The organism is Flavitalea antarctica (assembly GCF_054461535.1).
Window position 1 is genome coordinate 1 of the sequence record NZ_JBTLQG010000004.1, and the last position, 13,521, is coordinate 13,521.

General features: G+C 45.6%; 11 protein-coding genes. 3 read left to right on the forward strand and 8 right to left on the reverse strand.

What is annotated here, in order from left to right; genetic code table 11:
- The 5 genes from ACX0G7_RS05840 to ACX0G7_RS05860 all read right to left on the reverse strand — a co-directional run.
- Positions 1-760, reverse strand: a 760-nt coding sequence (locus ACX0G7_RS05840) for a tetratricopeptide repeat protein (protein WP_458922494.1), incomplete at its 3' end; no start/stop codon positions are given.
- Between the two features lie 84 nt (positions 761-844).
- The gene (locus tag ACX0G7_RS05845) at positions 845-1,489 is read right to left on the reverse strand and encodes a response regulator transcription factor (protein WP_458922495.1); all 645 of its coding nucleotides are present in this window, start codon (positions 1,487-1,489) and stop codon (positions 845-847) included.
- A gap of 140 nt (positions 1,490-1,629) precedes the next feature.
- Positions 1,630-3,219, reverse strand: a complete 1,590-nt coding sequence (locus tag ACX0G7_RS05850; protein WP_458922496.1) for a DUF1501 domain-containing protein — start codon at positions 3,217-3,219, stop codon at positions 1,630-1,632.
- A gap of 15 nt (positions 3,220-3,234) precedes the next feature.
- Positions 3,235-4,911, reverse strand: a complete 1,677-nt coding sequence (locus ACX0G7_RS05855; RefSeq protein ID WP_458922497.1) for a DUF1800 domain-containing protein — start codon at positions 4,909-4,911, stop codon at positions 3,235-3,237.
- Between the two features lie 208 nt (positions 4,912-5,119).
- On the reverse strand, positions 5,120-6,298 hold the full coding sequence (locus tag ACX0G7_RS05860) for a thiolase family protein (protein WP_458922498.1): 1,179 nt from the start codon (positions 6,296-6,298) through the stop codon (positions 5,120-5,122).
- Between the two features lie 174 nt (positions 6,299-6,472).
- Here ACX0G7_RS05860 and ACX0G7_RS05865 point away from each other — a divergent pair, with 174 nt between their 5' ends.
- Positions 6,473-7,546: a quinone-dependent dihydroorotate dehydrogenase gene (locus tag ACX0G7_RS05865; RefSeq protein WP_458922499.1), complete on the forward strand. Its 1,074-nt coding sequence runs from the start codon at positions 6,473-6,475 to the stop codon at positions 7,544-7,546.
- Positions 7,547-7,577: 31 nt separating this feature from the next.
- On the opposite strand, the gene ACX0G7_RS05870 is transcribed toward ACX0G7_RS05865, so the two are convergent.
- Both ACX0G7_RS05870 and dnaB read right to left on the reverse strand, forming a co-directional pair.
- Positions 7,578-8,306: an RsmE family RNA methyltransferase gene (locus ACX0G7_RS05870; protein WP_458922500.1), complete on the reverse strand. Its 729-nt coding sequence runs from the start codon at positions 8,304-8,306 to the stop codon at positions 7,578-7,580.
- Positions 8,296-9,855 carry a replicative DNA helicase gene (gene dnaB, locus ACX0G7_RS05875; protein WP_458922501.1) on the reverse strand — a complete coding sequence of 520 codons (1,560 nt, stop codon included), beginning with the start codon at positions 9,853-9,855 and terminating at the stop codon, positions 8,296-8,298. The genes ACX0G7_RS05870 and dnaB overlap by 11 nt, the downstream gene beginning before the upstream one ends.
- Before the next feature lie 633 nt (positions 9,856-10,488).
- Here dnaB and pheT point away from each other — a divergent pair.
- Positions 10,489-12,915, forward strand: coding sequence for a phenylalanine--tRNA ligase subunit beta (pheT, locus tag ACX0G7_RS05880; protein ID WP_458922502.1), 2,427 nt, complete (start codon positions 10,489-10,491; stop codon positions 12,913-12,915).
- Between the two features lies 1 nt (position 12,916).
- The gene (locus ACX0G7_RS05885; RefSeq protein WP_458922503.1) at positions 12,917-13,204 is read left to right on the forward strand and encodes a hypothetical protein; all 288 of its coding nucleotides are present in this window, start codon (positions 12,917-12,919) and stop codon (positions 13,202-13,204) included.
- Here the strand turns inward: ACX0G7_RS05885 and ACX0G7_RS05890 are convergent, their stop codons facing one another.
- On the reverse strand, positions 13,205-13,462 hold the full coding sequence (locus tag ACX0G7_RS05890; protein WP_458922504.1) for a hypothetical protein: 258 nt from the start codon (positions 13,460-13,462) through the stop codon (positions 13,205-13,207).
- Between the last annotated feature and the right edge of the window lie 59 nt (positions 13,463-13,521).

A 13,521-nucleotide genomic window follows, 5' to 3' on the forward strand; every position in this document is an offset into this window, starting at 1 on the left:
ATAACCTCAGCGCTTTGCTTGCATATATAAGCGCTGAATCATATCGTTTCTGTTCAACAAAAACATCGGCTATATTCAGGTTAGCAGCCCAGAACCCCGAAAGATTACCCTCATCCTGGTGCTGTTTATAATTATCACGAAAAAACTGCAATGCCTGCTCATACTGTTTCTTCTTGAAATAAACATTTCCCAGGTTATTGTATAAGTTGCTCATGTCGATCTTTGCTTCAACCGGTTTGCCCAGCCTGAGCGCCTCATTCAATACATACATGGCACTATCGTACATTTCGAGCTGTGTAAATATTACACCAAGATTGATATAGGTTCCGATAACCGAGCCCAGCTCGCCTCTTTGCCTCACGAGTTCCGCAGCCTGCTGATAGAATTTTTTTGCTTCATGTGGTTCCTTCACGGCGGTATACACAATAGCGAGGTCACTCAGTACAGAGATCTCATACTCAACTGCTTTGATTCTTCTTGCCTCAGCAAGCGCCTGCAGATAAAATGATAATGCTTCTTCGTAGAAATTGGACAATTCGGCATAATAGCCGTTCAGGCGTAGTGTGAGCACATCGCCTTTCTCAAAGTCAAGACGGTCAGCATGTTTACGGATAAACTCGCTATAGTATTTTACAGAGTCTTTTTTTGATTCATCAAGATCTATGCAGTGATCGTACAAAGCTTTAAGGTAGTTGGTATCTACCTGTGAAACAGCGCACAAGGACGCCAACGAAAATATGAAGGAAAAAATATATCTCAAAGCCCTACTGGATTACAGGGGCAAGTTAATTTCTTTTTTGAATATGAGAAGCGGCAAGATTTTTCGATGGGGATTAAGGGGTGATTATTCTATCAGCTTGTTTTTCAATGCATATTTAACAAGTCCCACAGTATTATTAACCCCAAGTTTAGCTATCAGGTTTTTGCGGTGTGTTTCTACTGTGCTGATGCTAAGGAATAATTTGGCCGCGATCTCGGCATTACTGAATTCTTTACAGATCAGGGTAAGTATCTCAATCTCCCGCTTGGATAAGATCTCGTCAACCTTTTTGTCGTCAACGGTAATTGTCAAACGGAAGTCCTGGTCAGTATCAGTGATATTTATCTCCTTGCTGAAATATTCGCCACCCTCGGAAACAATACGGATAGCTTCCTTTAATTCTTCGATGGAAGCATTCTTCAGCACATAACCCTGGATACGGTGCTTAACCAGCTTATGTATAAAGCGGGTGCCGCGCATCATCGTAAGATATATGATTTTGATGTTGGGCTTCAATGACCTTATCCGGATCAGTAAGTCTTCTTCATTGATGTCATTAAGATGTACATCGAGTAAGAGGATATCTGCGTCAAGATCGGGTAATTGTTCCAGCAGGGACTGCCCTGAAAGGCAAGTGCCGGTTACTGACATTCCCTCTTGCTTGTTAAGCAAGAGCGTAAGACCCTCCAGGTACAACTCCTGGTCATCGGTGATGTGCAGTTTTATCATAACACTTTTAAGATCAGTATTACTGGCAAGAATAGTAACCGGCAATATAAAGCATATTGGGAGATTACAAAGAAAAAGCGCCTAAAATAAGAGGTCTCTAAGCGTTCTTTAATCTGGATGTAAAAACCGGCCAACTGCACTTATCTCACCTTTAGCATTGATCTTACCTGTTGAATTGAACCATTCTGGAACCGGGCATAATACACACCATTTTGTAATCCATAAGCATCAAACGCTACAGAAAACACGCCAGGAAGATATTCCTTGTCAATCAGCACCCTGATTACGCGGCCCAACTGATCCATTACCTGGATCAGGGTGTGGCCACCTTTTGTCCGGAAAGTTATAGTGGTTTTATCGACGAAGGGATTAGGATAATTGGTGATCAGTTCCTCGCCCGAACCCCTGATGACGTCCTCGAGCCCGGTGGTTTTACAGGCGGCGTTTATGCATAGTTGTAGTTCCTGGAAGTTCTTCAGCATGATGGTCTGCAGATCCGTATCATTAACACAAAACCATTGTTTGAGAATCGATGCGTAAATACTCCGGAAATCATATTGAAAAGGTATGTTGTCATTAACGCTGGCTGAAACTGGTATTGCCGGATTGTTTCCCGTAATGCCCGATCTCACATTTTTACCAAACACAAATACCGGGGCAGCAGCACCATGATCGGTACCAAGGCTCGAGTTCGATTTTACTCTTCTTCCAAATTCGGAAAATGTCATACCAATCACCCGGTCGTCAACGCCCAGGCCTTTAAGGTCATCCATAAATGCCTTGATCGCATCGGATACCCTCGACATCAATACTGCATGGGTTCCCGTTGTCGTGTCTGTAGCATTAACCTGGCTCGCATGTGTGTCAAAGCCACCGGTGCTCACCATATATATTCTTGTCTTCAATCCTCCTTTAACAAGCCTCGCAACAATCTTAAGTTGATCGCCCAGCGAATTGGTGCCCGGATAGCTGCCCTGCGTGGGCACTTTAGCAGCGGCATCGCGGATCACCGCAGAATAGATCTGGGTTTGTTCTGTAACCAGCCTGATATATTTGAGCTCTTTGCCCCAGGGTGTATCCGGAACGGGATCTTCCACACCATCAAGAAAATTATAGAAACCCGTGGGATCGCTGATGCTCATACCCATACTTACAGATGGCCCCTGTAAGGTAACAGAAGTTACTGAGCCAATCTGGATAGCCACCGGATCCTGCATCTGCGTATTGGGATAACCGTTAGGAAAGTTGGGATACTCAACCCCAAGGTAACGGCCTGCCCATCCCGAAGTAAGTACCTGGTCAGAATCAGAAGCAGTCATCCATATATCTGTTGCCCTGAAATGTGAAAAATTAGGACTGGGATAGCCAACAGCCTGGATGATATTCACCTTGCCTTCATTGTAAAGTGTTTGTAAGCCCGTCATGCCGGGATGCAACCCCGTTTTCGCCGTTCCATTTAATGTAAGCACTTTGTTTTGCGGAATGGCTATGTTTGGCCTGGCATTGAAATAGTTCGCATAAAACTCAATCGGGATAACCATATTAAGTCCATCATTACCGCCGTTCAGCTGTATAAGCACCAGCACCTTATCTGTTTCAGTGGTTGTTCCCATAAGTGCACGAACAAGTGGAGACTGAGCAGTAAAAGCTTTTACCGATAATCCATTCAGCAAAGCTGGCATTGTTATAGACGCGGGCAATGCCTGTTTCAGAAAATTTCTACGCTGCATATGACGGATTTAATATTAGGACAATTGATATTCAGCCAGGTTCATCAGGTACTTATAAAGATCACGCAGCCGGGTATAAACAGTAGTGTAAGCTGCGTTATCGCCGGGCGATGCGAGGTAAGCGTTCCATGCATTGCTCCAATAGTAATCCTGGTCCTGGCCACTGAGCAGCAATTGCTTTTTGATGATAGCCTTCGAATTTTCAGACAGCGGCACACGGTACAGAATGTTCAACGAATCATTGATCAGTACGTTCGGATCTACCGGGTTAGATAAACTTTTTGCAAAGGCTACCGGATCGATCTGGATCTTTTTTCCATTCCTGCTATACCCGTTTCCAATCAGCTGGTCAGTAAACCTGTTTCTCTTCGGTAACGTATCTGAATTGATCCAGATTTCATAAAACTGCGGAACCTGGTAATATGGTGGCCATCCCGATACACTTGGCGGATCACCCAGATTCTGTTGCATGGTTGCTGCCTGGGACCTCACATATTCATACATAAACACTGCATTCACAAAATCAGTATCCGGCGGAAAGACAACATTGAATTCGCGTATAGTCGTAACCGTTATGTCGATGGGACTTTTTATCAGACATCCCTGGTTGAGGACATCATAAAAATGTTCACTTTTCAATAAAGCTTCAAGTACCGGCTTTATTTCCCAGTTACTGTCACGCAGAATCTTCGCCAAAGGCTTAATAACTGTTGTAACGGTATTGGCATCTATGGTATAATAACAAAACCACAGGTATATACGCTTTACAATATATTCAGAAACCTCCACATCTTTACTGAAGATCATGTTCAACAATTCATCCAGTTCCACATCTCCGGCGGTTGCATCTGTACGCCCGGCAATCACTTTGCCTCCATAAAAAGACGAAAACGTTTTTGCGCTTTTGTCATGCCTGTTTATATCGAAAAACAATGTGTCGTTTGCCGCATTAATGCGCCATCCTGTCAACACCCTTGCGGCTGCCTTTACATCGTCTTCAGTGTAGTTTGGATTGTTCTCCTTTCCCAGCGTGAAGAGTTCCTGCAGCTCCCTTGAATAATTCTCGTCCGGGGCTGTGTTAGTATTAAGATAACCATTCAGGTATCGCATCATTGCCAGATCAACAGTGACTCCGCGAACCAGCGTTTTGAAATTGCCGACAGCCAGTTGCCTCAGTAAAGCGGTATGACGATAGCCGTAAATACCGCGGATATATTCGTTGGATTCCGTGGCGAAATGATTGTGCCAGAACAACACCATTTTTTCCCTGATCGTGCGGGTCTGGTTGATCATGAGACCGGTCCACCAGCTTTTCCATGATGCGATCCGCCTGCTGTTCACAGTGCCGTCACCAGACCAGGTGTTAACCCAGGTAGCGCCCTGTGGAATGGCAAAGTCAGGATCCGTTGCAGGAATACCGGTGTTATCATAGGTTTTTAGTGGCGGTGGAGGAGCTGTGGTACCTATATTCAAAATCTCATCGACTGATTGCGCCATGGTCAGATTTTTGAAATAATTTATGTCCGCCACCTTCGCCCCGAACATCGTCCGTTTAAGCAGGTGGACAACTTCTGTTGATGACCAGGTGCCGGTATAAGTATTTAATCCTGAATAGATTTGACGGATTCCCGCATTAGAAGTGGGCTGGCTTTGCGAAGGCCTGGTCCCGGTAAGAAAGTTTCTTCTGTCCATAGGGATAAGTTGGGTTGGGTGGTTACTGCAGACCGGGTTAGGACTGTAATAACCCTCCTGGGTTTAACGAAACATAAAGAAAAATGTTGCCAATTGAGGCGTCATAAGTCGTCCTTAACTACTACGAATATGCGAAAAAAAAGTCCGCAACGAATTGCGGACTGATTTTAAGCTGCTTAAAGTAACTCGGCACTTAGTAGTTGCTGCGCTAATTAATATTTTCTATTATACCCGCAATGCCCTGGCCGCCACCCACGCATGCGGTAACAATGCCATATTTCTTGTTAAGTCGTTTCATGTCATGCGTGATCTGTATGGTAAGTTTTGCACCGGTACAACCCAATGGATGCCCCAATGCAATCGCACCGCCATTGATATTCACTATAGAAGGATCGATCTCAAGTTTCCGGATAACCGCCAGCGCCTGTGAAGCAAAAGCTTCATTTAACTCTACGAGGTCAATCTGCCCGAGGTTCATATCTGCCTGTTTCAGCGCTTTGGGTACAGCCTCCACCGGTCCTATACCCATCACACGGGGATGCACACCTGCAGAAGTACATGCCACCAGTCTTGCTATAGGCTTCAGCCCAAGCTCATTCACCATCTTCTCTCCCATCACTATTACGAAAGCAGCACCATCGGATGTCTGTGAAGAATTACCGGCGGTTACCGTACCATTCAACGCAAACGCAGGTTTCAGTTTATTCAGCGCTTCGATGTTGGTGTCCTTGCGGGGCCCTTCGTCGGTATCTACGACATATGATTTCTTTTTCTTTTTGCCATTCTCGTCAAGGTAAACTTCATCTACAGTAACAGGCAGGATTCCTGATTTGAAATATCCGTTCTGTATTGCATTGATTGCCTTGACATGGGATTGATAAGAAAACTCATCCTGGTCTTCGCGGGAAACTGAATATTCCTTTGCCACTGCTTCAGCAGTAAGCCCCATGCTGAGATAATAATCAGGCTCCTCGGATGCGATGCTATAAGCAGGAACGGTTTTCCATCCTGCCGTAGGAACCAGACTCATACTTTCTGTACCACCGGCAATGATACATTCGGCCTGCCCTGTCCGGATCTTGGCAGTGGCAATAGCGATTGTTTCCAGGCCTGATGCGCAGTACCTGTTAACCGTCATCCCGGGTACTTCAAATCCAAGTGCCCGCGCAGCAATAATACGGCCGACCTGTAAACCCTGCTCAGCCTCTGGCACCGCATTGCCAACAATCAGATCATCCACCCTTTTTGGATCGAGTTGCGGAACCGAAGCCAGGAGACCGCGGATCACATCAACCGCCAGGTCGTCGGGACGGTAAAAGCGAAACCCGCCTCTTTTAGCCTTGCCAACGGCAGAACGGAACCCGGCAACTATATAAGCTTCCTGCATATTCTTTAAATTTTAAAATTGTAAAATGCCGGGGCAAATTTCCCCGGACTCGGTAGTTGTTTATGCAACCTTCTATACCAAATGTAAGAGAATATTGTCAAAAATACCAGCCCTGCCTTTTGCGAAATTCGGTCTTTAGCACTTCATTAGCACGCCTTATCTTCGCGGTCAGCTATGTACAAACTGATCAGAAAATTTCTTTTTCTATTTCCGACCGAGCCTGTTCACTACTTTTCTATGAATTCGCTCAAACTTCTCAAGGAAGTGGGCTTCATCAGGCGGTGGATCACAAAAAAATTTACTCTGCGGGATAACTCGCTTGTCACCCAATCCTTTGGCCTGCGTTTTCAAAATCCCGTTGGGCTGGGTGCCGGCTTCGACAAAAACGCAAGGTATCTTGAGGAACTGCAGATGCTGGGCTTTGGTTTCGTCGAGATCGGTACTGTTACACCGAAACCACAGGCCGGAAATGAAAAACCCCGGCTGTTTCGCCTTCCTGAGGACCAGGCGCTGATCAACCGGATGGGTTTTAATAATGATGGCGTAAAGGCCGTTGCCGCAAGGCTAAAGGACTGGAAACTCCGGTCCGAAAAAACCAAAAATCGGATCATCATCGGGGGTAACATTGGCAAAAACAAAATGACGCCCAATGAAGACGCCTGGAAAGATTACGAGATCTGCTTCCAGCAACTGCTGGGTCTGGTGGATTATTTTGTGGTAAACGTGAGTTCGCCGAATACACCCGGACTGCGTGAGTTACAGGAAAAGGATTCTCTTCGTAAGATCCTCTCTCATCTTCAGACCATCAATGCCCAACAGTTGAACCCCACCCCATTGTTGCTGAAAATAGCCCCGGATCTGACCGATGAGCAGCTCAATGACGTGATTGATCTCGCTATGGAAATAAATCTCGATGGGATTGTCGCTTCAAATACAACGATCAACCGCCAGGGTTTGAATACACCGGAAAGCAAACTCACCGATATCGGCGCCGGTGGTTTAAGTGGTAAGCCGGTAAAGAACCGGTCCACTGAGGTGGTGAGGTATATCAGTGCAGGTTCAGGGGGGCGCTTACCCATCATCGCATCGGGCGGAATATTCACCGGGGATGATGCGGTCGAGAAACTGAATGCCGGGGCTGTACTGGTGCAGGTATGGACCGGTTTTGTTTACCAGGGACCATCGATCACAAAAAACATCTGTGCAAAAATCCTTAGGTCACAATCGCAGCTGGTAAAGCAGGCCTAGACATTTATTACTGATAGTTTACAGGAGCCCCTCAAAGATTTAGCTGTATAATCGTTGCGGCAACCACGCCGGCCGTTTCCGTTCTGAGCCTTGTCCCGCCCAGCTCTACGGGCAAAAACCCTTTACCTGTGGCAAGGCTGATCTCTTCCGGCGTGAAGTCACCCTCGGGCCCGATAAGTACCAGCTTTGGTTTGGCGTTTCGATGTCCGGAAGCATGCAGCGGCTCCCTGGTAGTGTCCTCGCAGTGTGCGATAAAACCAAGCGAATCTGAAAGCAGATCCCGTGAAAGAAAATCTTTGAAGGTTATTGGAACCGACAATTCGGTTAACCATGGTTGTTGAGACTGGAGCATGGCACTTACCAGGATCGACTTCATCCGATCATAACGAAAATGCTGTTTCTCGGTGCGCGCACAAATAAGTGGTACAATCTTACTGATACCAAGCTCTGAAGCTTTCTCGAGAAACCATTCGAATCTTGTATTATTTTTTAGCAGCGAAATTGCGATCACATTCGCAGATTCCGGGCGGGGTGCCAGGTAAACCGCGCTGATGGTTACTTCCGTTTTTTTCTTATGATCGTTGATTATTACTGCTTCGGCCAACTTGCCCAGTCCGTCTGTCAGTCTTAACAACTCCCCGGTCTTCATCCGCAGCACCTGCACGATATGCTTCGAAGCTTCCTCCGAAAGCATTTGTGTAGCACCTTTATCACCCAGAGTTTCGACAAAAAAAAACGGCTCGGTTCTCTTAGAAGTCATCGTCAAAAGGTATGTCCTTCATTTTGCTGCCGGTCTGAACATACAGGCGGGCATTATCTCCACCGGCCGAAGCATCTGGTGTAACCGGCTTCCAGCTTCCGCCGCCAAGACCAAGATTGTTGAAATCATCCTCCTCCATATCATTGAACTTCTGGATATGAAGCAAAGCCCGCAGTTTAATGGTCTCGAGTGTACCGTTACGATGCTTGGCGATACGGACGTGGGTTTCCCCTTTATTGCTCTCTCCCATTTCGTTGGAAGTAATATCATAATACTCCGGACGGTAAAGGAACATTACCATATCTGCATCCTGCTCGATCGCACCTGATTCACGAAGATCACTCAGCTGTGGCATCTTGGCTCCGTCTTTTCTTTTCTCCACTTCCCGGCTTAACTGGGACAAAGCGATGATGGGCACCTGCAGTTCTTTAGCCAGGCCCTTCAGATCACGGGAGATCTTACTGATTTCCTGTTCACGGTTACTTTGCCTGTCCGAGGTTCCGCTCATCAGCTGCAGGTAATCGATGATGATCAGGCCTATATTGTGTTTATTTTTCAAACGGCGGCATTTTGCCCGAAGCTCAAATATATTCAACGCAGCAGAATCATCTATAAATATAGGCGCCTGCGCCAGCTTTTGTATACCCTTCGCATATAGCTGTTTCATTTCATGCTCTTCGAGCTTACCACGGCTGATCTTTTCGAGCCAGATCTCAGATTCTGCACTCAGGATACGCTGAACCAACTGGCTGGCACTCATCTCAAGGCTGAACAGCGCTACGGGTGTCGACTTAGTTGGATGAAGGGCAGCATTCCTAGCAAGGTTAAGCGCAAAAGCGGTTTTACCAACCGCAGGTCTTGCTGCAAGAATAATAAGATCAGTAGCCTGCCATCCATAGGTCACCCGGTCCAGCGATACGAAACCGCTTGGAACACCGGTGATATCTTCCTGGCGGTTGCGCATGTCTTCAATACGCTGCACCGTTTTCACCAACACCTGGTCGATACTGTCAAAGTTTTTGCGCAGGTGATTATTGGTGATCTCGAAAAGCTTCGATTCTGCATCATCGAGCAAATCAAATACATCAGTACTGTCTTCATAAGCATCCCCGATGATCTCTCCACTTATCCTGATTAATTCACGCTGAATAAATTTCTGCAGTATGATCCTTGCGTGCGTTTCAATATTAGCAGAGGAAACAACTGAGTTAGTGAGTTTGGTTACATAATAGGGACCGCCGACAACCTCGAGTTCTTCCCTTGTTTTCAGCTCTTCCACCACTGTAAGTATATCAATAGGCTGATTTTTTTGCTGCAGTCCCTGCATTGATTTGTAGATGCGCTGATGTGCATCAACATAAAAACATTCTGGTTTCAGGATCTCAATCACAGCATCGAACGCACTTTTTTCAAGCATTATGGCACCAAGTACCGCTTCCTCCAGGTCCTTTGCCTGGGGTGGTACCTTTCCATATACCATTGTACTCAGGTCAATCGAACTCTTCCGCCGGCTCTTCCGGTCCTTATTATTCAGGTTAGTAATATCCATTTTATTGTTGAGCGTAATAGGTTAAAGCAAAAGTCTGGCCTGGCAATAACCTGCCAGGATCCGGTCTGTTTAAACAAGTTCAGGATTACTGGTTCTGATAGGAAGACAATGAAAAATGCCGGTGGATTTATGTACTCCCTCGACAATTGGTAAATTTTCAATGTTAACCGAATGTTACCAGCGTTCCGGGGAGGGCGAATATAAACCCCCGGACAACAGCGAAAAAAAAAATCGCAAATCAATATTTTATACCACGCGACTCACAATGATATGCACATGAAATGGCGGGTTATCCACAGCAGCCCGCTAATCTTTCCACAAAATACAAAAGTTTTCCGGCGATGCGGATTGGTAATCAACATTCGTTGTGCGAAATAAAAAAGACAGTTTTATTTGGCTAGCAATCTTATTGCATAAGATGCCCTGCCATAGTACATATGGGGTTTTTTCTTCACAGTAACATGATGCTTCACGGTACTTTCAGCTTAATCAAACCGGTGTAATCAAACAACAACAATGGTTTCCGCTTACAAAAAACCATTAGTTGCTATTGCTGCTTTGTTTCACGGATCGATAATTACATTTCAGCTTCTGATCAATCATTATCTTTGTTTTTAAGCATAAGAACTATACATGACAATCTCATATAACTGGTTACAGGAATACCTGCCTGTAACAATAGAACCGGAACGACTTAATAAGATTTTGACATCGATTGGCCTGGAAGTAGAAAATTTTGAAGCATATGAAAGCCTTAAAGGCGGACTAAAAGGATTGATTGTAGGAGAAGTTATAGAGAAAGAAAAACATCCGAATGCAGACAAATTATCCGTTACAAAAGTAGACATCGGCGGATCGGAACTCCTGCAGATTGTTTGTGGTGCACCAAATGTTGCTGCCGGACAGAAAGTAATAGTGGCGCCGGTAGGTACTACCATATTTCCGGGATCGGGTGATCCGCTCACCATGAAAACAGCAAAGATCAGGGGTGTTGAGAGCCAGGGGATGATCTGTGCGGAAGACGAGATAGGGCTGGGAGAAGATCATAATGGTATCATGGTCTTATCCTCCGATACAAAGACCGGCTCGGAAGTTGCGAAATTATTTGACACTTACTCAGACTATATTTTTGATATCGGCCTCACGCCAAACCGTATGGATGCAATGAGCCACCTGGGAGTGGCCCGTGATATCTGTGCATACCTGAGTCATCATGACGGAATTGATCTCAAAGTAAAACAACCCTATCCGGATCATTTCAACGAAGGCACTAAAGAGCCGCCAGCGGTGCTGATAGAGAATACGGATGCCTGTCAGCGTTATGCCGGGATCAGTATCAGCAACATCGTTGTAAAGGAATCACCATTGTGGCTTCGTGAGAAGTTGAAAGCCATCGGCCAGCGCCCGATCAATAATATTGTTGATATCACCAATTTCATTCTCCACGAAACCGGGCAACCACTTCATGCCTTTGATATAAGCGCAATCGCCGGCAACCGCATAATTGTAACCAATCTCCCCGACGGAACTCTGTTCAGAAGCCTGGACGATAAAGAAAGAAAGCTTAGCGCTTCAGATCTCATGATTTGCGACGGCAACCGTGAACCCCTGTGTATAGCCGGCGTTTTTGGAGGGATAAACAGCGGTGTCAGGCCAGGAACAACAGGCATCTTTCTGGAAAGTGCCTGGTTCAACCCGATCGACATCAGGAAAACATCTTTCCGCCACGGCCTGCGGACAGATGCAGCCACGCATTTTGAGAAAAACATCGATATATCGAATGCGGTAAAGGTGCTTCAGAGAGCCGCCCTGCTTATAACAAGTATCGCGGGCGGAGAAATTGATTCGAAGCTGGTTGATGTTTATCCGCATCCGAAGGAAAAGACGGAGGTCACCGTAAAATACGCGTTCCTTAAGAAGCTGAGCGGAAAAAATTATACTGCCGGTACCTCGAAGAAAATACTGCTCTCGCTTGGTTTTGAGATCATCCGGGAAGACGAAGCAGGGATAACTGTGCTCGTTCCTTTTAGTAAGCCTGATATCTCACTTCCGGCTGACCTGGTGGAGGAAATCATGCGGATTGACGGGCTTGATAACGTTGAGATCCCGGGCGCCATTACCATTTCGCCCTCAATAGATACCAATGGTTTCCGGCAGATCCTGGCGGAAAAAACGGCTATTTACCTGGCCTCTGTGGGTTTCAATGAAATTCTGACCAACTCCATTACCAACTCGGCATATTATGATGATAAGGAGTTGGACAAAGCCGTCAGGTTGTTGAACAACCTGAGTGCGGATCACAACATGATGCGTCCGTCGATGCTTGAAACAGGGTTGGAGTCACTGGCCTACAACATCAACCGCAAAAATGCCGATCTGCGTTTTTTTGAGTTCGGTAAAACTTATCATCAGCAAGGTCCCGGCGTTTATACGGAAACAAAAAAGCTTTGTCTTTATGTGACCGGTAACCTCCATAATGATAGCTGGAAGGGAAAGTCTGGCAGTGCTGATGTTTACTATCTGAAGGGAGTTGTGGCAAGAATCTTGCAACTGATCGGGGTTGAAAAAACGGAGTGGGAAGCCGGCACCGGGAGTAAGCTCGAATCAGGTTTACAGGTGCGCATCAATGGCGATATAATCATCGAAGCTGGTCTTGTGGCGGAAAAGGAACTGAAACGTTTTGATATTAAGCAACCGGTCTTTTTCGCGGATATTAATTGGGAAAGATTATTGGAAAGCAGACCGGGAAAGGGCGTTCAGTATCGGGAACTGCCTCGCCAATTGCCGGTACTCAGGGACCTGGCAATGGTTGTTGATAAAGAGGTACCTTATGCGGCTATAGAAAAATCGATCAGGAAACTAAGGTTAGAGAAGTTGGAAAAACTGCAGCTCTTCGATGTTTTTGAGTCCGAAAAGCTGGGTAAGGATAAAAAGTCAATGGCTGTAAGTTTTACTTTCCTGGATGAGCAAAAAACACTTACTGACAGCGAGATTGATGATATGATGCAACAATTAATAAAGGCCCTGACACAGGATCTACAGGTTGAAATCAGAAAATAATATGAATGACATCGGGCAACAACTCAAGCGAATCAATGAAAAGCTTCAGCTTGTTCTGAAGCAAAATCAATTGTTGCTCCGGGATAATGAAAAGCTTAATGCAGATCTTCGCCAGGCAAAGGAAATCCATGATGACCAGCTCAAAAAAATAGACGAGCTGGAACAAAAAATTTCATTGCTGAAAATGGCAACCGGGCAATTGCTCGAAACTGATAAAAAAGAGTTGGAAAAAAGACTCAATCTTTATATCAGGGAGATAGATCGCTGCATTACCATGCTGGGAGAGTAACTAAACCCTTTTTACAAGGCGCATTTTCATTTCTTCCTGGCCGTTCGAAAGTTCCAGGGTATAAACACCGTAAGGGAGGTCATTGAGACGATTCCAGGTTACAACCTGGTTGCCTTCAGGAATTTCTCTTTCGAAACGACTGCATTCATACCCGGCATCATCGCGTAAAATAGCGCAGATACTGCAGGCAAGTGTAGCAACCATTTCAAAGCTCAGCATGTCGATGAAGACAGGCGATTTAATTGTAGCAAAAATCATAATCGTTGGGTTATGGATTAAAAAATAAATTTCCAATAACTATCCAAACGATCCGTAAA